The 20,184-nt window shown below is 50.4% G+C and carries 15 protein-coding genes and 2 pseudogenes; 1 reads left to right on the top strand and 16 read right to left on the bottom strand.

Annotated elements, in window-relative coordinates:
- Window positions 1–73: 73 nt before the first annotated feature.
- The 5 genes from AK963_RS05375 to AK963_RS05355 all read right to left on the bottom strand — a co-directional run bounded on the left by AK963_RS05375 (window position 74) and on the right by AK963_RS05355 (window position 10,012).
- Complete coding sequence (locus AK963_RS05375; RefSeq protein ID WP_066014437.1) at window positions 74–1,999, bottom strand: DUF6250 domain-containing protein; 1,926 nt, start codon at window positions 1,997–1,999, stop codon at window positions 74–76.
- Entirely contained in the window at window positions 1,996–2,784 is a 789-nt protein-coding gene (locus AK963_RS05370; RefSeq protein ID WP_066014436.1) for a DUF1961 family protein, read from the bottom strand. Before AK963_RS05370 ends, AK963_RS05375 begins: the two co-directional genes overlap by 4 nt.
- Before the next feature lie 63 nt (window positions 2,785–2,847).
- Window positions 2,848–5,973 (bottom strand): chondroitinase family polysaccharide lyase, encoded by a 3,126-nt coding sequence (locus AK963_RS05365; protein WP_066014435.1) that lies wholly within the window; start codon window positions 5,971–5,973, stop codon window positions 2,848–2,850.
- Entirely contained in the window at window positions 5,973–7,523 is a 1,551-nt protein-coding gene (locus AK963_RS05360) for a sulfatase-like hydrolase/transferase (RefSeq protein WP_083232480.1), read from the bottom strand. The genes AK963_RS05365 and AK963_RS05360 overlap by 1 nt, the downstream gene beginning before the upstream one ends.
- Window positions 7,524–7,804: 281 nt before the next feature.
- The gene (locus AK963_RS05355) at window positions 7,805–10,012 is read right to left on the bottom strand and encodes an autotransporter family protein (RefSeq protein WP_066014434.1); all 2,208 of its coding nucleotides are present in this window, start codon (window positions 10,010–10,012) and stop codon (window positions 7,805–7,807) included.
- Between the two features lie 468 nt (window positions 10,013–10,480).
- On the opposite strand from AK963_RS05355, the gene AK963_RS05350 reads away from it, so the two are divergent.
- Window positions 10,481–11,938 carry an OprD family outer membrane porin gene (locus tag AK963_RS05350; RefSeq protein ID WP_066014433.1) on the top strand — a complete coding sequence of 486 codons (1,458 nt, stop codon included), beginning with the start codon at window positions 10,481–10,483 and terminating at the stop codon, window positions 11,936–11,938.
- Window positions 11,939–12,161: 223 nt separating this feature from the next.
- On the opposite strand, the gene AK963_RS05345 is transcribed toward AK963_RS05350, so the two are convergent.
- From AK963_RS05345 to AK963_RS35085, 11 genes and pseudogenes are all read right to left on the bottom strand, one after another.
- On the bottom strand, window positions 12,162–12,950 hold the full coding sequence (locus AK963_RS05345) for a type II secretion system protein N (protein WP_066014432.1): 789 nt from the start codon (window positions 12,948–12,950) through the stop codon (window positions 12,162–12,164).
- A gap of 7 nt (window positions 12,951–12,957) precedes the next feature.
- A complete protein-coding gene (gspM, locus tag AK963_RS05340; RefSeq protein WP_066014431.1) occupies window positions 12,958–13,485 on the bottom strand; it encodes a type II secretion system protein GspM in 528 nt (175 codons plus the stop codon).
- Entirely contained in the window at window positions 13,485–14,729 is a 1,245-nt protein-coding gene (gspL, locus tag AK963_RS05335) for a type II secretion system protein GspL (RefSeq protein ID WP_066014430.1), read from the bottom strand. The genes gspM and gspL overlap by 1 nt, the downstream gene beginning before the upstream one ends.
- On the bottom strand, window positions 14,729–15,745 hold the full coding sequence (gene gspK, locus AK963_RS05330) for a type II secretion system minor pseudopilin GspK (RefSeq protein ID WP_066014429.1): 1,017 nt from the start codon (window positions 15,743–15,745) through the stop codon (window positions 14,729–14,731). The genes gspL and gspK overlap by 1 nt, the downstream gene beginning before the upstream one ends.
- A complete protein-coding gene (gene gspJ, locus AK963_RS05325; protein WP_083232479.1) occupies window positions 15,742–16,368 on the bottom strand; it encodes a type II secretion system minor pseudopilin GspJ in 627 nt (208 codons plus the stop codon). The genes gspK and gspJ overlap by 4 nt, the downstream gene beginning before the upstream one ends.
- Window positions 16,365–16,751: a type II secretion system minor pseudopilin GspI gene (gene gspI, locus AK963_RS05320; RefSeq protein WP_066014427.1), complete on the bottom strand. Its 387-nt coding sequence runs from the start codon at window positions 16,749–16,751 to the stop codon at window positions 16,365–16,367. Before gspI ends, gspJ begins: the two co-directional genes overlap by 4 nt.
- A complete protein-coding gene (gspH, locus tag AK963_RS05315; protein WP_066014426.1) occupies window positions 16,748–17,350 on the bottom strand; it encodes a type II secretion system minor pseudopilin GspH in 603 nt (200 codons plus the stop codon). The genes gspI and gspH overlap by 4 nt, the downstream gene beginning before the upstream one ends.
- Before the next feature lie 9 nt (window positions 17,351–17,359).
- On the bottom strand, window positions 17,360–17,797 hold the full coding sequence (gspG, locus tag AK963_RS05310) for a type II secretion system major pseudopilin GspG (RefSeq protein ID WP_066014425.1): 438 nt from the start codon (window positions 17,795–17,797) through the stop codon (window positions 17,360–17,362).
- An 88-nt stretch (window positions 17,798–17,885) separates the two neighbouring features.
- A complete protein-coding gene (gene gspF, locus AK963_RS05305) occupies window positions 17,886–19,133 on the bottom strand; it encodes a type II secretion system inner membrane protein GspF (protein ID WP_066014424.1) in 1,248 nt (415 codons plus the stop codon).
- 6 nt (window positions 19,134–19,139) lie between these two features.
- Window positions 19,140–19,976, bottom strand: a pseudogene (locus AK963_RS05300) (GspE/PulE family protein); the annotation flags it as partial.
- A gap of 18 nt (window positions 19,977–19,994) precedes the next feature.
- A pseudogene (locus AK963_RS35085) lies at window positions 19,995–20,184 on the bottom strand (IS630 family transposase); the annotation flags it as partial.

Here is a 20,184-nt window from a genome sequence, read left to right as displayed (position 1 = left end):
ACTGGAGATGCCCAGAGTGGCTGCTCCGGCTGCAGTTAACAGCCGGAGTGAATTGGTTAGAATATTAAAGGGGTTATCCCTGCAAGTTGGCGTTAACGTTTCGGTAATACCAGAGCCAGGGGGTCCAGCTCAGGGACAGCTTTTCGGTCAGTGTTTTTTCGGCAATATCCATTACTTCATCACCAGCCCAGCCAAGGACGATATAAGGTCCAGCCCCTTTGTTCTTTCTGGCTTTGGAGGTTGAACCACTTTCACGAAAGTCGGCAATGCTGCCTTTGATAAATGCAGTGACCTCTTTGTCATTACTGGTCAGCATAATATCAAGAAAGGTATCTACAAATGGCTGCATCTTCTCGCGGGTCAGACCGTAAGGGTTGTCACCATCGTTGTAGAGTTTGGTAAGAATCTGCAGGTCCAGTCGTCCATGGCTGCTGTCTTCCTGCCGGCTGTCACGGTCCGCGGGTGCGTAATACCAGTAATAGTAGTTCTTGCCATTCTGGGTGTAGGTCTGGACATCTTCAAAGAAGAAGTCCAGCTGGCTTTGTACCATGGACTGATAGAAAGCGGCTTTGTCAGAGGTATCTCCCATCAACTGCCGTGTACGGGCAAGATCGTCCAGAACCTGCATCATGGCCAGTGATCGGTTGTAAGCCGGATAGCGACCTGCCAGATCCGGTTCAATATCTCTCATCTCTTTGGTGTCTGGGGTTCTCAGCAGATTGGTCTTGGCGTCGTACCAGTCCGGAAAAATAAAATCGTCCAGAGTATTCTCGATTTCCTGGAGATAGAATGCAGCTTTATCCCCATAAGTTTCGCCAGAGCCGGCCAGATACTGTTCGCCAAAGGGAACCTTCTTTTCCCACAGGGCTGGGGTTTCCATAATGATGCGCGCGTTCTCAGCAATGGGCTGGAGAATCATGGCGGTCATAATGGTATTGGTAAATGGCTGCTTTCTTCCTTTGGCAATGTATTGCTTACTGATGGTTGGCCAGACCAGTGCCCGTTTACCCGCGGTATAAACCACATCGCCTTTTTTCGGATCATTCCGGCGAGCCAGCAGCTCATCACTCATCCGCAGCGACTGGTCAAACAGTGACAGGTCACCCGTAGCCAGGTAAGCAGCGTTAACGCCCAGCATGGTTGGACCCTGTTTCCAGGACATCCGCTTTTTGTTGTTGTTGGCAAACGTTTTGAAATCAACAATCTGCTTCTTGTAGTCCGCAAGCTCTTTTGCCGGAGGTAATACTTTTTTCTCCAGTGGCGGTTTCACCCGGAAGACCTTGAAGTTGTCGATCTGCATATGACTCTTCCAGGTACGGAAACCAAAGTAGCCATCCAGGAAGGGTTGCTCATCCTTAACGTCATACACCAGCACTTCATCACGCCACATTTTCCAGCGAACACCATCGTGCACCAGCCGGATTTTCATGGGCGTATTGATCTTGTTCAGGTAAGGCTCACCACTGAGATCATACTCTGGCATAAGAGGACGGGTGCCGTCGCCCGGATAACGGCGCATACGGGTTGTCGTATTATCATTGGCGCCATAGCCAACGTAGTACAGGCTCATTCCGTCGTATTTGCGCATATAACCGCTGCGTTCTTCGCTTTTGGCAAAGAAGTCATCAGGTGATGAAGGGTCTGATGCCATCCAGAAAAAGTTCAGGTCGCTGCCACGGTCGTTAGGGCCACCAGCCATCACCATGGTGGCATCAAACTCCACCATCACCGGTGCCTGCAGTTTTTCCTTAAACCAGACCGTGGTACCGCCAGCATCATCAATGTCCATCTGACCATTGAGCTGGGAGGTTTTACTGCCGGGAATCTGTTCAATCACCCACTGATCCAGAGACTTTTCAAACTGGTCAGAATAGAGGTGCTCTGCCAGCGTCAGGTTTTCAGGCCGCTTTTCAGATAATTGTGCCTGAGCAGAGCCCGCAGTCATTACGAATGCGCTGCAGCCAATCAATAGTGCTTTTCTGATCGTTCTTTTACTCATGGCTTGGTTACGCCCTCGTTGTTCTCATCAACAGACCAGACTTTAAAATTACGGTAGCGGAATACACTCCATTCCATCTGTCTCAGGGCAATACGGCCAGCGCCATAAACTTTGCCATTGACGGAGCCATCATCAACCCAGTTAATGATTTCCCGGTCATCCACGTAAAAGACAATATGGTCTTTGTTTTTTACCAGAGTGATTTTATGAATATCGGTAGAGTCGTGTTTGATGCCCGTCGGGCCTTCTGATACGAGGTGTTTTCCGGTGTTTTTGCGCAGCCGGGTTACACCAAGCCTTGCTGCTTCTGGATTATGGGCATAATAAGAGATGTGATAATTGTTCAGTACATCATTGTTGTAGAACTTAAAGGTGCCATCCCGCTCTGGCAGTGATGGATCCATCACATCTTCACCGTCAGGGCCGGTGGCGGCAAAAAAGACAATGGTCAGGCCTGCTTCAATATTAAGGTTCTGCATTTCCCACTGGGCAACAAAGCTTTCAGGAAAGTGTTCGGGAGCCCAGAAAACATGTTGCCACTCTTCGTTGGGTGACCACATTCTCATCCACCCACCTTCAAAGGCAATTTCGCCCGGACCTTCCATGACCCAGTCTTTGACCGATTCTGAAGAGTCCATTCTGCTTTCATACAGCAGTTCACCTTTGCTGATACCAGGAATCGGCAGAGTATTGGCGTTAGCTTTGAAAGAGGAAACAAGGATAAGGGGCATGGCGACCAGCAGAGCGCTGGCCGTCCTGAATACCGTTTTAAGCTGTTTGTTCACGATGACGTCCTGAAAAGGCGGCTGGCTTTGCTGCAGAGAGAGAAAGCCAGCCCAAAGGTTGTGTTATTTCTTTAACTCAAACTCAATATTTCTTGCCTGCTCTGTCGTAATGGCAAGCAGGGTATTTCCGTTCTGGTATCCCTTGATCACGACATCATCAGGAAGGGAAGACGGCTGCCACTGGCCTTTAAGCTCCAGTGTCAGAGTGTGAGGAATCGAAGGTGCTTTGCGCCATGACCGTGAGTAAATGCTGACCTCCTTTTGCACACCCTGCTCATCGTACTGGCTTTCATCCCTGCCCTGGTAAAGGCGCAGGTCTGGGTCAACCAGGGTAAGCGACAGCTTGTTTTCATCGCTTTCGGTCATCAGCAGAACCGGCGTATCCACCGAAGCTACAACGCCTGCATCAACGGCGCCTGCACTGAACAGGGCGTAACCGGTCATGCCTGAAGCCTGGTCTTTTACCACATGGGCCTGATTGTCTTTCCGGATAACCTGGTAAGGCTTCAGTTCAGAAGACAGGCTGTTTTTGAACTGTGCTGCTTCTTCCACCGTGGTATTCACCAGCACTGCGTACTCATAACCGGCATTTTCAGGTGCTTTACCATGGCTTAACACGGCTGTGGCAAACTCACCATGGGTGACTTTGCTGTTTTTCTGGTGACGGGATTCCTGCTGTTGCTGCTCAATCAGGAGTGATTGGCCTTCTGGCAGGATATAAGCGTTGCTGTTTGGATCCATCAACAGTGTGCTGCTGGTGGCCAGTTGCTTTCTGTCGCCTGAAGCAAGCTTATTGCCATTGATGGTGGTGGCTTTGGCGTCAGGTCTGACAGCATGTTGGAACAGTGTTGTTTCCGTGTTGTGCTGATCATCGGCCGTTTTGATGCCACTGCCCAGGGCAACAATCCGGTCATCAAAGAAGAACACGGATTTATTGGCGCTGAAGCTGCCATCGTATTTCGGATGACCTTCAACAATGGTGGCAAAAAGCCCATTGTCGTTCATGGATAAAGCACCGTTAAAGCTCTGAGTCGATAACAGCATCTCTTCCAGACCACTGAAGGTGTCCACATTCAGCAGATCGGCATTCAGCTGATCGACAGGTAACTGAACGGCAGTGGTTCCCGGCCAGCGAGCCCAGTTCCAGCCATCGTGACTGAAGGCCCGGTTGTCAGGGTTTTCTGGCAGGATTTCCAGAATGCCGTAGTTGATGTAACGGCCATAGCGGTTGGCATTGGCATAGGTTTCATGACTGACCAGATAACGGCTGAAACCACGGGCTCCTGCTACCCAGCCATCACGGCGGTGGAGGGCAAGGCCTGCGTAGTTCATGGACCAGTTACCCACAGCTGGCTGGTTTGCCGAGATACCCATGCTATTAAACTTATCCACAAGTGCGGGGGCAGGGGAGTCCGTCAATCTCAGCCAGGTTGCGGCCATTTCCTGATCAATGGACTGCCCTCCATCCGGTGTGCCGGACAGTGCCATATAGAGGAAAGGATCGGTTTCCATGGACTCTTTGCCGGTCGGATGACGGCCAGCAATGGACATCAGTGTCTTGTTCTGATTGGCATAGACAGCAGTCATTAGTGTGGCGTTACGCAACAGGGCATGAGCTTCCTGGCTGATTGCATAGTCTGTACCACTCAGCATGTAAACGACTGGTGTCAGGCCTCTCAAGCCCCCCTTGCCATAAGCCGGGTAGTGCTGGGAGTGATGAAACATGGAACCATCTTCCTTGAAGCCACCCGCTGTTCCGGGAGAGGTCACCAGTGAATTCGAGAGCCATTGGCTTAACTGGCTCAGCCAGCGGGCCTGTTCATTGCTGTCGCTGATCAGCAGGATGCTCGCCAGGATTCCCTGAAGTTGGGTGTTCATGACATCAATGTTAAAGCTGTCAATCTGATCCGCTGGCTCGAAGATACGACCGGCACCGGCAAACCAGGATAGCATCTGCTGGGTACGCTCAAGACGGTTTCGCTCATTCAGTACGTCCTGCATCAGGAAGTGAGCCTTGAACAGGGGGCGCAGGGAGTAGCCAAAGTGATGAACGGTACCCAGGGAACTGCCATAGGCAAAACCCTGATCATCAAAGTAGTCGGCCAGGTTAATGAACATCGTGGCCAGTTCTTCCCTGGTGACTTCATTGTCGGTGCCGTGCCAGGCGGAAGCGATGTCCATCATCAGCTCACCATACGGCTTCAAGTCGGCATTCTTGAACAGCAGATCACTGGCCTGATCATCCAGTAAGCCTTTATTCACGCCTTTATCGAGGAAAATTTTCAGGCGGTTGGTGTTGTCCAGGGGGACACCAGTGACCTGACCATGTTCACGTTTGATCTGGTAGCCGTAATACTGGTCTCGAATGGCTTCCAGTTTTTTATCCGTTAATGGGCGAACCTCATCCATAAGCAGGGTATTAAACCTTTCGGAGATCACTGCTTCCGTGGATGCCGAGTTGGAAAGTGCGGCTTTTTTCGCCAGTTGATCAAAGCGGTACAGGCTCAGCCAGTGGCTGTTTGGAGCGCTGTCAGCCGCCAGGTTGACAAAGGGGAGCTGGTTATCACGGGTTGGCCAGCGTGGATCGACGGGAATGCTCAGCATCATCTGGTCAATGAAGAGGCGACCACTGGTAATGGCTTGTGGAGCAATCAGCGTGAGGCGATTCATGTGTTCGCTGGGCCTTCCTTCCATCTCCTCAAAGGGAACGATAGCGTGGCGCCAGCCGGTGAAATCCATCTTCATTTTGAAATGGGTGTTCACCTTGTCGTTTTCGCCAAACTGGAAGGTCAGATAGTCATTAATGGGCGTTTCACTGTATATCCAGACCAGGAAGGAGTGTCTGGACTGGTCAGCACCGTTGGGTTTGAAATGCTTGAAACCCACGGGCTGATTAAACGTCAGATGACTGCCATTGTTGAAGTCCCAACGCAGGGAGTGTTCTCCATCACGGAAGTGCTTCTGGGAGAGTTCAATGGTGGAGTGACTGTCTGTCGAGATGGACGTTGGTAAGCCACTTTCAAAAAAGTACATGGCTCCGCCAGGCTGGTGATCACTGACACCCTGGGCGGTATTGGTTTCTAATAACGAGCAGCCGCTCAACATAAGGGCTGCGCTGACAGCGGCGGTCAGCAGCTGTCGTTTTCCGGTAAGGGGGATTGCATTCATGAACTGCTTATTCACTGACATCAGGCTCCCTGTAAGTCTCTGGCAGCCTTGGCTTCGTTAATGGCTTTGCGTTTTTCGATGATAGCGTCCATGGCACTGCCACCGGTGTGGTTCGGATAGCCCGGCTTATGGCTGCGCCACTGGGGATCCACGGTGACCGACTGCTGATAGAAATTATCGTTAGTGGCGGCAACGTAGTTCTTGAAGCGCTCACGCATGTCGGCGAGAACCTCTGAATAGGCTGGATCATTGACCAAGCTGTAGTTTTCACCCGGGTCTTTTTTCAGATCAAACAGCTGCTCGTCGTTGTTTTCGCGATAAACGGTGTACTTGTAGTCTTTGGTTCGCAGCATGCGAGCGGGCATGTCGGTGGTTTCATTGCGTTCACTGAACCACTGGCTCACCACTTCCTGACGCCAGTCAGCGGGCTCGTCACCTTGTACCAGTGGCATCAGGCTGCGGCCATAAATACCTTCCGGTGCCTGCAGGCCGGCGTAGTCACAAAGGGTGGGAACGAGGTCGCATAGAGAACCAAGAGCATCGACGGACTTTCCTTTTGGAATACCGGGGCCTGCGAGAGCAAAAGGTACGTTACTGGTTTCTTCATAGAAGAAGGCGTGTTTAGTGACCAGACGGTGGCTGCCCATGGCGTCACCATGGTCACTGAAGAATACCACCAGGGTATTGTCAGCCTTGCCGGATTTTTCCAGGGCTTTCATTACCTGGCCAATGCAGGTGTCACCCATCCCGGTGTAGTGATAGTAGGCCTTCAGGTACTGTTGATAATTCTTATCGGTCCAGTGAGAAGCCTGTTTTACGCGGAAATGGTTACAGCACTGATAGGCGACACCTGCTGGAAGACTCTCCCAGTCCAGTACTTCAAAGTTATCGGGTAATTCAGGGAGTTCACCAATGCCGGGAATGTCGCCATGGGGGCCTTCAAAGGCACCGACCCAGCTGCAGATATTGTGGGGGTTGTTAAATTCAACGGCCAGCAGGAAAGGTTCTTCGCCAGGGTCCTGGAAAAATTCCAGGGCTTTCTGCAGGGCAAACAGGTCTTCCCGAGAGTCATAATCAACAGGGAAGGCTTCCGGTGCGGTGAGTGGCAGCTGCGTTTCCGGGGTTGCATCAAAACCTCTCAACGCGCCAAAGTCATGGCGTTTACCGTAGTGGACGCAGTTGTAACCGGCTTTGCTGAAGATATCGCCCAGTGTAGTCAGTTCAGTTGGAATATTGGCACTGTCATTACCGGTGACACCGGTGACCTGAGGGAGGTGGCCGGTCCAGAAACAGGCACGGGCTGGAGAGCAGAGTGGGTAAGGCGTATGAACCTGCTCAAAGCGGGTACCCGCATTGATGATCTTATCGATATGATCGGTTGGTGCTACCGGGTTGCCGTAAGCGCCGACGCCTTTTTTGGAAAGCTGGTCTGCAGTAATGATCAGGATATTGGTTTTTTCCGACACGGCTTTTGTCGGCTGACTGGTATTACAGCCGGTTAATGCCACTGCTGCGCCACTGGCGGCCAGCCCCTTAAGGAAGTGTCTGCGTGAAACCCGGGATTTGCTCATAATGATGTTCCTGCCCATGCCAGTAAACGCTGAATGCTGACTGAGGATTTTATGTTGTTTTGTAAAATCGAAAATTGATTTGGATTAAAAATGTAATCTTTTCGCTGATAAAGTCTTTCGATAATCTTTCGAATTTGACTTTGAACCACAAAGGTCACGAAGAGCACAAAGAGTTAAAAAGGATCTTTTCTTTGTGAGCTTTGTGGTCTCCATGGTTCAAAAGGTAAAAAAAGCCCCTGACCTGTGGTCAGGGGCTCAGGAGTATCAACGGGGATGTTGAATTAGAAGGCGTAGTTCATACGTGCCTGAAGCTGGGTGTCATGGCCGTCATCTACGAAGTCATGTTGCAGACCCAGGCCAAGGCTTAGACCACCGTCGATGGTGTAGTCAAAACCAGCTGCCAGGTTGAGCTGAATTTCAGTAGAGCCGGTGGCAGTAGTGATTTCACCAGCAACCGATGGGTCCAGAATGATAGAGCCAGAAATGTCATGGTTATCGGCATTAAAGTCATACCAGCCCATGGCGGTGAAATGAGGCGCCAGAATGCCGGGGCCTACTTCATAAGTGGTGCTCATATTGAAACCCGCGCCGAGCTTCACCTGCGTGACGCTCTGTCTGTCATAAGCAAGAGAGGCGACAGAACCGGACTCATCGTAAGCTTCGATGGACACATTGTTGAGCTCACCGGCAATGATTGGCTGAAGCAGCAGGTTATCGTAGGCCAGATCCAGACCAGCAGTTACACGCAGGCCGTAATGGAATGCCTTATATTCTGCATTAGCGCGAGTTTCGCCATCAAACCCTGTTGATTCGCCAATCGTACGGTAACTGTCGTAATAGTCGACGCCAGCATTCACAGAACCAGTTGCAAAGTAATTATCTTGATTCCACAGGCCATAAGCAGAGAACTGATAAGTATTTACTTCATGGTTAGTGTCATAAGTGATGGTATCGATATCCTGGTAGTTCTGGCTGAAAGAGAAGCCGGTGACCAGGTTTTCAGTCAGATCACCATCAATACCAAAGCTGAAGCCCATGCCCTGAACATCGTAGCCATCAATACGTCCGTCGACGTTTTTCTTGGCGTCGTTACCATGAACGCGCATCCAGAGTCCGCTGCTGGCTGCATTAACCGCATGGAACTGGTCTGCACGCAGGCTGTTCAAACGATTGTTAATAGCGTCAAATTGCTTGCTTTGAGCTCTCTGTGCAGCATGAAGTGTTGCACCACTACGGTCTGGGGTGAGCTCGCCGGCCAATAGAGCTGCCTGCTGGTCAGAGACTGCCAGAAGCTGCGCTAATTCTGCATGAGGGTCACTTGAAAAAGTAATTTGATCTGGTGTGGTTTCAGTATTATCTGCAACAATGCTGGCAAATGCGCCAATGATGGCTTGCTCGGTGACATCAGCACCATTGGCGGCAGCTGCTTCGGAAAGCTGTTCAGGGTGGAGTGTATCTTTGTAAGTTACCTCAACCTTAATGGTTTCACCTTCGCTCTCAATGACGTTTACATCATAAAGCCAGGTGTCCTGTACCATTTCATCTTCAAAGCCATTGACTTTATCTGCGGAAATGAGCGTGTGTTCACCGGCAATCTGCTCAAGGTCTCCGGTCACAATCAGCTGATTACTGCCACCAAAGTTTATGTCTCCATTGACGACCAGAACAGCTTCATCCTCTGCAAGAGATCCATCAATCTCCATTTCCAGGGTGGAGCGACTTTTCAGATCAAATTTACCATTGTTCTGGTTTTCAAGATCGGCTCCGTAGTCAACAACGTCAAAAACGATACTCTCATCCTGGGCTCTCAGCAGCATATAGCCATCAGACTGAATATTTACTTCTGCAGTATTTGCAATCAGCTTTCCATCAAAAATTGCTTTATCGACAGCTGATCCATAGAAAGCGACGTAACTGTTTTTGTTGTTTCCATCAATGTTGGTTTGGCCAGCCTCATTGTTCATGTAGATGTCGCCAATGACTTCACCACCCACATTCACACCATCAACCTTGTTACCAATCTTCAGTGCGTCAACATGATCACTGGTAGCTCCACGAATATCTACAGCAACTCTTCTGATAACGCCGTTATCGTCTACAAGACCACCAATAATCGTTCCATAGTTATTCATATAACTAATGGATCCACCATCTTCAACCAGAATGGCAGCCCCATTAGTTGCTTCGATTGTGCCGTAGTTGTGCAGAGCTTTTAATTTAGCGCCGACTTTAGCATGGATAGCGTGCTGAGAACCTTTGAGAAGGCCATGGTTGGTAATGTTATAACCACTGCTGCCAGCTTCTGAGGTGATTGCAGCTCCATTCAGGTTATTAATCTGCTGGAATTCACCAATAACAACGTCTCCGGTTGGGTTTGGAATTGGATCCAGGTCTTCGATAGGCTGGCTCGCTGATACTGATCCTGAAGCCATAACTGAAGAAATTGCCAGTGCCAGTAAGGTTTTTCTGCCTGCGTTCATTGTTCTCATGATATTTACTGCCTGATTGATATACCCATCGCCGTACGTTGACCGAGCCTGTTGTCATCTGTGTTTTCTGTGTGAGGCACTGGCCAGGGTCGACACTATCGCAGGAGATACTGATAGGATTTGAAAGAAAAAGTGTTGATCCAGATTAATAAATGTAAAGAAACTGAAGGTTTTTGAGAGGTGTTAATCTGTTTTTTCCTTGTTGAAACGATTTTTATGAATGTATTTGTAATATAAACGACAAGTTATGTTTATGTTATTGGATGAATTGTTTGAATAGTGATCAAAAAGTATCGGTTTCTGACAAAAGTCTGACAAATTCCTTACCCCGTTGACCGAAGTCAATATCAGGATCTTTCATCTGTCTTTCGTTTCTTCGAGAATACCCCTGAATAGAATGATCAAAGCAAGCTTATAAAAGCAATCGAGCAGCAGGCAGATTTCAGGATCATCAGGAGTAAGGTGGTAATGAGGAAGGCAGTAACCGGTTTTGGTGTGTTATTGATAGGGGGCACTCTTTCCTGTCAGGCTCTGGCAGCTGACTGGGAACAGATGGGGGATGAATTTTTCTCCGGTGCCAGTTCCGACGTTTACCTGGGTATGAACAGTAAGTTCCGGGAAAAGTACTACACCAAAGACGGTAATGGTGATCCACTGAATGACTATGAAAATAATGGTGAAGCCCAGCTGACCATGGGGGTCAACTTTATTTCCGGTTATATCGGTGACACCTTTGGTCTGGATCTCTCGGCCCTGAGTCGAAGTGAACTGTATAGCGAAACCGCCACCGGATATAGCCTGTATAACTATGGTATGAAAATCCTGAAGCAGACGGACTGTTACTACTATGGGAACAGTAACCAGTACCGCTGTGATGGGTTCTCCGGTGCTTCAGGTATTACCCAGATCAACTTTAAAATGAAAGCCGGTGAGGGTGATGAGCGGCTTAACTTCAATACTGGTCTTGGTTTTTATAACGGTGGGTTGATTTCTTCCAGTGATGAAGATGATGTAATTCCAACGTCGTACACTGGCTTTGAACTGGACGGCCGCTGGGGCAATACCCGGCTGGATTACGTCTTCGTAAATGGTGTGATGTCCAATGATGACTCTGGTGTTCAGGACATTATGGCGATGCCTAACTATGCCAGTCATTATGACTACAGCCAGCCTGAAGATATCGAAAAACGTAAAATTGACTTTGTTCACTCCATCGGCCTTAACCAGAAAATTGGTGGGTTGAATCTGGTTCTGGCGGCAGCCGATGCCAGAGACTATCTGCGTCGCTATCATGCAAGAACTGATTACACGCTGAAGTTTAACAAGCGTGACAATCTGATGTTCCGTGCCCAGTACTACCGTAATCATCAGTACGGTTCAGTCTGGGAGTGGGAAAAGACGGAAGGCTACCCAAGCAAGTATGCAGATCAGCCTGACCAGACTGAGTTGATGAACTATACCGTTGCCTGGACCCTGTCCCCATGGACCATTGCTTTCCACCATACCCGGATTGGTGACGGCGGTTTCAGTTACGGTTTTGGTAACGTGAAAGGTGTTCTGAAAAATGATACTGCGGGTAACTACGGCAGTATGAGAAGACCAAACGGTCAGGTCTGGGCTGTTGAAAATACTATGGACTTCCGTTATAGCCGCAACAAGTGGCTGAAGGGCTTAAAGTTCACTTACGGTTACCACCGCAGTAATTACCACAGTGATAACGTCCGTGATGGTGAGACATCTATTATCGGTGACACCTATGAAGATGAGCATGCTTTTACTGCCAGCTACCTGTTCCGCCATGGGACATTGAAAGGCTTGAGCTTTAACTTTAAGCAGGCATTCTACGATGATAAAGGACACAAGCAGAATGAGGGCAAGATCAACGACACCAAGTTTGATATCGCCTACAGCTTTCCTCTGAAGTAATACCAATTAAACTTTCTAAACCCGTAATGAGCATGAGGGACTGGAGTGTAAGACAAGGCGAAGTGACGAGTCATAGCCATAGCTATAGCGAGGAGCTTCAACACAGGATTACGCTTCAGGCCGTCAGCGCAATAGGGCGTTGGAAAGAGCAATTGGTATAACCCCCAAACTCCTGAGGTGTTGTGTTTGGAAACCGGCCATATGGCCGGTTTTTTTATTGGTGTTACTTAATTGCACCCCTGAAGCGCAAAGGATAGGCACCGGTGCTGTCAGGTTTGCCCAGGATAGCCAGGCCTTGTTTCATGGGATCAGGCAATGATGCATCCGGTGTCATTTTTCCGGTAAAGGTATAACGGCCATTAGTGCTGATTTGAAAATCACCGTAGCTGCTAATGATTGACGATTTCTGGCTGACTTTAGCGGTCAGGTCATTATTCTGACAGCTTAATTCTGCGGTTGAGTTCCCGAGATCGAACTGGCCAAAGGGCGAGACTAACCCGCTGTTTGTAAGTTCTGCGTTACCATCAATAGCCAGGCACCCTTTGTCGTTGACAATCAGTTCATCCAGTTCCAGAAAAACATTTCCTTTCACTTCTCCGGGAACTTTACCCCCTGTTGCTGCAACGAGCCAATGTGCGGTGGTATCCAGTTCGACATTATTCAATGTCAGCGTCTGGCGATTAACCACAACAGCTCCCAGGCCTTCAACAGGGGATGCCGCATTGCCCAGCTCTACAGAAACCTGAACTTCACCTTTCAGGAGGGAGGCTGGTTCAATCTGCCACCGGATGGATGGCAGTGACAGCGGTTTTCGTGACATTGTCAGCGTTACACTTTCAGCGGCTCCAGACCATGGAGTGCCAGTAATTCCGGTCATTTTGACGGGCAGTTTTTCTGTTGGCAGGTAGTGCCACACTCTTTCTGCTGGCATATTGGCGATCAGAAAGCCGCTGTAGCTGACCAGACCAACCGTTGACAGCAGTATGACCTTGCCGATTTTTCCCTGTTTCATATTCTATTCAACCACGTTCAAGCTGCAGTCGGCGCACTTCGACAAAACCACTGGTATCCGTAGATTCCAACTGGATGTTTTTAACCTTGATCCGGTGCTGCTGCTCCAGTGTGGTCAGCCAGCTCATCAGTTTATCGAAACGGGTATTGGCCAGATCAACATCCAGCGTTTCACCCCGGCTCTGCACCCGCTGGATAACCAGTTGATATCTGCCTGCCAGCTGGTGGACCGTCTGGTCCATGGGCATATTGCTGACAGGGCGGGCGGTGGCACCTGCAGCTTTCAGTCTGAGAATCTGTTCAGCCTGCTGTTGTATCTGCGTCAGTTGTGCGCGGCTGGCCGCCACTTTCTTCTCTGCCAGTGCCTGTTGATCCGAAAGCGGTGTAATAATCCCCTGCCAGATCAGCCAGGTAAACAGTGTGATCAGTGCTGTGGCGGTGAGCCACTGTTCACGCTGGGAGAGTTGCCGCCAGCGACCAGCCATGCTTTGCCAGAAGGGCTTTACGCTTTCAAAGGTATTGGTAAGGACGCTCATCAGGACACACCTCCTGAAATGACCAGCATGCCAGTCACTTTGTCTCCGGTACGCTCAAGGGCTTCTATGGCAATTGTTAACCCTTTATCACTGCCCCGATTAAGCTCTTTCTCAAACTGTTCCCGGAAGCGTGTGAAAAGCTCGAAGTCACTGGCCTGTGCCTGAATACGAAGGCTTTGTCGTGCACCATCCCTGTCGTTTACAGAGAAAGCCATTGAATTGGCCTTTAATTCAGGGAATGTATTCAGCACCGGGGTAATCCGAGCCAGCATGGTCAGCATGCTCTTTGATGATTCTTCCGGTTGCTGTAATGCTGCCAGCTTCTGCCGCATCTGGGATTGTAATCTGACAACCCGTTCGCCCGGAAAGAGTTGCTGGTAAATACCATTGGCCTGCTGTTGATAAGAAGCCGCGGTTTGCTCCAGTTGATGGGTATCCAGCACTGAATTTACGGTTAGCATGATGAAAAGCAGGCTGGCCATCAGTGCGCTTGACCACCAGGGAAGTAGCCGTTGGTGCCAGGGCGAGGCAGGCTGCCACTGCCCCTGCAGCAGGTTGAGCTGTGTATTACTGGCTTGGGGAGCAAGCAGAGTTAATGGCGATGCAGAATGCAGCTCGGCTTCTGAAAACTCCAGTTCAGGCTGTTCCTTTTTAAGCCCCTCCATAAACAGGGTTAACCACTGTGATTCACAGGCGGCTATCTGCCACTGGCCATATCGGGCAATGATCAGGTCATCAATGGTTAATAAACGGCACTGGTTTTCTTCGACAGGGAGCATCAGGGCATCGGGTACCCAGCGTTTCGATATCACCCCGGCATCCATCAGCCAGCCTTGCCACTGTGCCATGTCTGCCTGTTGCATGACTGCCAGATGAGCCTGGTTGTCCCCGTGGTGCAGGATGGCAAAATGCAGGTCTTCAACATCATCGCTCAGCTCTTCTTCCAGTCGCCAGGGAAGAGACTGTCGAACGGCAGGTGTCAGCCGTCCCTGCAGACTCAGCGTATGGAGTGTCACTCGGGCTGCAGGCACCAGAACCGTAGCAGTCATTGCTGCAATGGGTTGACCGGATAACATTCCGCTGGTTACCGTGGTGTCGGCATATTCTGCAATAAAATCGGATGCTGTTGGCCAGGAGCCATTGGCAATACATTGCTCTTCATTCGATGTTTCAGTCGAGAAAAGCAGCCAGTAAACCGGTTGATCGGGATGTTCAGGTAGTCTCAATAGCAGGTGAGGATTCATTACACTCCTCCAAATTTACGGCGAATGACCGTTAGTTGGTTGTCTTTGGAGCGAGCCAGAAGGCTATTCAGTCTGACTTCGCTTTCGCCGTAATTGGCTGTTGCACGCATTTCAAAATAGTGGCTGACGATGGTCAGGCGTTTGCCTACCCCCGTGCTGCTGAAATTGGCCAGTAACGGTTGGCTGGTAAAATCAGCCACCTCATCCCATCCTTCCCGTGGCCTGGTTTCCAGAATGCTACGCGCCTGGTCAACGGGCAGCTGATCAATATAGAGAGCCGCCAGAATCTCGGGCTGGTCAACAGGGATGGTATTCACGTTGATAGCCAGCTCAGCCATGGGGAGAGTACAGAGGTAAGGCATGACTTGTTGAGCAACCGCTTTTGATACTCCGGCCACGGCGCGCCATTCACTGATATCCCGCATCAGGGTTTTGCCACTGAGATAGGGAAGTGGCTGGGCAAGGTAATCCGTATCGCTTTCACCCTGGCGAAGGTCTTCACTGCTGACCCAGTTACGGGTTGCCTGGGTAATCCTGTCGGACTCCCATTGAGGAATGTCCAGGTATTGAAGAAGGGCAGAAAATGCCTGACTTTCAGGTGTTTTCTGATACGTATCGCTCCCTTCTGCGGCCGGCTTTGCCAGGGCATTGATGTTAAAACAGGACTGAGCGTCTTTCAGTTGACCGGCAATGTGGCCACCTTCCACCGGCAATACGACATTGGCAGTGGCCCAGTACTGCCCAAGATGGGTGATGTCCGGATCATCTTTGAAATTCTGTTTTAGCGTTTTGATTGCCAGGCTTTCTCCGGAAAAGGCATACCAGCGTGCCTGCTCCCGCTGCTGAATGGACTGAGTTCTGGTTAACTGGGTGCGAAAGGAGAGTGTTAACTCATTGGCCAGTAGAACCAGCAGGGTCAGCATCAGTAATACGCTAAGCAGGGCAATGCCCTGCTGGCGAACCGTTAAAGAGCGCTTATGAACTCTTCGCGATGAATGATATTTGAACCCCATCATGATGCAGACTGCCAGGGTGACGGCAGTATATAACGTCGCTCTATACGGCCAAAGTCGTTCATATCAAACTCAATTTTTAACCCTTCTGGCAGAGTGCCTTCAGCGGGTAAAGACTCCAGCCACTGGCCATTGATGTAAAAGCTGAACTTCAGTGAGTTGATATCGGTTAATAAGGTCTGGGTTACCGGCTCGACATTGATTGAGGCAGGGTCGAGGACATGATGATACTGGCGCTCCAGACGGTTATTCCGGAGGCGGTAAAATACCCGCTGCAGTTCTGGTCTGGGTAAACGGTAGTCCGGGTTGTGCCAGCTATGGCGAACCAGTGCCAGCGCTTCATCGTCACTGTCCAGCATCTGTGAGTCGCTGAACAGGCTTTGTTCTGTGACGCTGCCATCAACCCGGGTTCCCCGGTCGGCAATCTGTTGCAGGTCCTGATCAATCAGCAGCAGCGTATATTGCAGCTGCCGCAGGCGCTCATTTTTATTAAGCACAACATTATGGGCGGTCATTACGCCTTGAAAAATCTGCCAGGCACTGAGGCTGATGATGCTGAAAATAGCGATGGCCGCCAGCATTTCCAGCAGGGTAAAACCCGTTTGCTTTTGTTTGATCTGCATCATCCCTGTTTGACCATATAGCTTCTCAGCGTCGCCAGTATGGGACTCTTCTCATCCTGTTCGCTTCGCACTTCAACATCAATCGCCCGGAAATCATCATCGGCGGTTTTGATGCTGCGAAAGCGGGCAAACCATTGCTGCCCGGCCAGCTCATGCTCTGCCCGTTGCCAGCTGAGTGTCGGCAACTGTTTTTGCAGATGAATTTCCGTCATCTGATTATCAGCCACGAGTCGAGCCAGAGTGCGTTGTTCCAGTATTGGCGTGTTACGCACACTTTCGCCACTCATGGACAATACCGACATGCCAGCAATGGCGAGCAACGCAAGAGCCAGCAGTACTTCCAGTAAAGTAAAACCCTGTTCAGCAGAGACTCTGGAGGGCGTCATCTTTTGACTCCTTCCGCCAGGGCAATTTCACCATGCTCTTTCAGGTTGATGGAGAGTGCATGCCTGGGGGCATCAGCAGAAAAGAGCCTTAACTCTGCCGGTGAAATCTCTCCGGAGGTCCAGAAAAACAGGTCTGGTTCAGCCTCATGTTCGGAGTCTGAAGAAGCCTCTTCATCAGAAGCGTCAAAGGTAAAACCGTTATCCTGCTCCAGGTCCAGGGTGTCTCGCCATACAGACTCTCCTGGCAAAATGGTAAACCGAAGAGACTCATTCAGTGCTACCGGTGAGAGCATTCGGTCTCCGCTGACGGGCTGCCATTTCCCCTGCTTATAAACCAGAAATCGATAGCCTTCTGTCGTCTGCTGCAGGCCCATATCCATGCCATGGAGCAGTGCTTTTTCCTGTGAGGTTTGAGCCAGCATGATCATCCGCCGGGCCTCTTTCTGCATGAGTGCACCGCTGTCATCAGGCATAATGGAAGGCAGAATGGCGGATATGGCTAACCCCAGCAGTACCATTACCAGCATGATTTCCAGCAGTGTGAAACCGTGCTGGTTTACTCTCTGTCCCGCTTCGGACTGTGCAACGTCGTTAGGCATTGAGCGTGGTTAACTATCCAGGTTCCAGTTGCCGGTATCGTCATCGGTGCCTGGCTGACCATCAGGGCCGGCGGAGAAGATATCCACAGGACCGTGTTCACCTGGGCTGAGCATCAGGTACTCGTTACCCCATGGGTCTTTTGGCAGGCGGCGAATGTAACCGTTGTCACGGTAGGATCGTGGCTCAGGGCTTCCAGAGGGTTTGCTGACCAGTGCTTCCAGCCCCTGCTGGGTAGAGGGGTAGACATTATTTTCCAGTTTGTACATGTCCAGGGCATTTTCCAGGGCAACGATATCACTCACGGCTTTCTGCAGATCGGCCTTATCTTTATTGCCGATAATATTAGGGGCGACCATACTGGCCAGTACGCCAAGAATGACAATCACCACCATGATTTCCAGCAGGGTGAAACCTGACTGCTTCTGTCTTCTATTAATAAGGCTCATTGGGTTTTCCTAATGGTCTAATACTGTTTTTTACCACAAAGTGTCGATAGGGCAGGAGCACTTATCGACACGTTGCTGTTCAAATCAATCAACCGCCAACCAGTGAGTTCAGGTCCAGCATTGGTGTCAAAATGGCCATGACGATAAAAAGCACGACACCTGCCATGGTAACGATCAGCAGTGGGCCAAAGATGCCCAGCGCTATATTCACCTGGGACTCAAATTGCTGGTCCTGGTTGTCTGCAGCCCTGGCCAGCATGCCGGTCAGCTCACCAGACTTTTCACCACTGGCAATGATGTAAAGCATCATGGGGGAGAAAAGTTCGGTCTGCTCCAGTGACTGCCAGAGGGAAGAACCTTCCCTTACTCTCTCCGCAGCTTTGATCAATGACTCCTGCATGTGTTGATTCACCAGCACCTTTGACGCAATCCCCATACCTTCCAGTAATGGCACGGTGCTGCTGGTCAGTATGCTCAGGGTTCTGGCAAAACGGGCACAGTCAACTCCGCTGAGGACGCTGCCGATCAGTGGCAGTTTTAGTAGCCAGCGGTCGTGAATCAGTCGGCAGCTTCGGCTTCGCTGCAAAATTTGATGACGTATCACCAGGGCAACCAGCAGGGCAATGGCAATGGTTGGTCCATAAGCACGAACAAAGTCACTGATGCTGATCAGAGCGAGTGTCATGGCGGGGAGCTGCTCACCCATATGGGCGAACTGTTCAACAACAGTGGGAACGACAGTCACCAGCAATGCTGCCACTACACCAATGGCAACCAGTGTCAGGATGGCCGGGTAGATCATTGCCTGAATCAGCTGCCCTTTGATTTTCTGACGGTGCTCGGTAAAGTCGGCAAGCCTTTCCAGTACACCATCCAGGTGGCCTGATTTTTCACCGGCTGCCACCATGGAACGATACAGCCGGTCGAAGGTTTTCGGGTAGCAGGCCAGACTGTCGGCCAGAGATTGTCCTTCAAGAATTTTTGAGCGAACGGTGGTGATGATTGATTTCAGATGCGGTTTGCGCAGCTGTCTTACCAGTGCCTGCAGGCACTCTTCCAGGGGAATGCCCGCAGCAACCAGGGTCGCCAGTTGCCGTGTCAGTAGAGCCAATTCTGCATCGGAAGCCTGTTTTTGGATCAGTCTGAAACCCTCAAACAAGGAGCCACTGTTATGCTTGGTTTCAGTATTTCCTTTTTCAGATGCTTCATTGACGGCAATGGCGTTCAGCCCAGAAACCCGAAGCTTTTGCCGGACCTGACGAGGCGAGTCGGCTTCTATTACGCCCTTACTTTTTTTCCCTTTAGCATCCAGGGCTTCGTAAGCAAATACGCTCATGCGCTTTTATTCCCTGGTGACACGCATCACCTCTTCCAGAGTGGTGATACCGCTTAGGATTTTTCTGAAGCCATCCGTTTGAATGCTATTCGACGAATGACGTATTTCCTGTTCAATGGCCTGCTCACCAGCACCATCATGAATCAGCCGGCGTACCTGGTCATTGACCAGAAACAGTTCATGGATACCGGTTCGGCCACGGTAGCCAGTGTTATGACATTCCTCACAACCGGTGGAATGCCACAGCGGGTGGTCGGATGAAAGCCCCATCAGGCTGATTTCAAGTTCGGTGGCAGGGCGCTGCTGTCGGCAGTCCGGACAGAGCGTTCTGACCAGACGCTGAGCCAGTACTCCCAGCAGGCTTGAGGCCAGCAGAAAGGGCTCAACTCCCATATCTCTGAGACGGGTGACGGCACCAACAGCGGTATTTGTGTGCAGTGTGCTGAGTACCAGGTGACCGGTTAAGGATGCCTGTACAGCTATTTCAGCAGTTTCCAGATCGCGGATTTCACCGATCATCACCACATCCGGGTCCTGTCGAAGAATCGCGCGCAGCCCCCGGGCAAAGGTCATATCCACCTTTGGGTTAACCTGGGTCTGGCCAATGCCCTCCAGGTCGTATTCCACCGGGTCTTCAACTGTCAGAATATTGCGCTCACTGTTGTTGATGGCACTCAGCCCGGCATAGAGCGTTGTACTCTTACCGGAACCGGTAGGGCCGGTAACCAGAAGAATGCCATGAGGCTTATGCAGCTGCTCTCGAAACTGTTCGCAAAGTAGTCCTTCCATGCCAAGGCTGGCCAGATCCAGCTGGACACTGTTGCGATCCAGCAGACGCATAATACCAATTGAATTTTCTAACTACTGTATAACTGCCCAATCACGGGAGCACAGACTGAACAGTCGACCAGCTTCGCTGCAAAGGTTATTCCAAGCTTCACAGCAACAATCTACAATATTTTCATAACCTGAAAATGCTTTGTTTGATAAGTCATGCTCCCGCATCCACTCCCATAGCCTTTCTGAGCTGTTTAACTCCGGTGCGAATGGT

This window comes from Endozoicomonas atrinae (assembly GCF_001647025.1).
Classification (GTDB): Bacteria; Pseudomonadota; Gammaproteobacteria; order Pseudomonadales; family Endozoicomonadaceae; genus Endozoicomonas; species Endozoicomonas atrinae.
The sequence above is the reverse complement of the archived record's forward strand: the minus strand, read 5'-3'. Positions and strand labels throughout refer to the sequence as shown.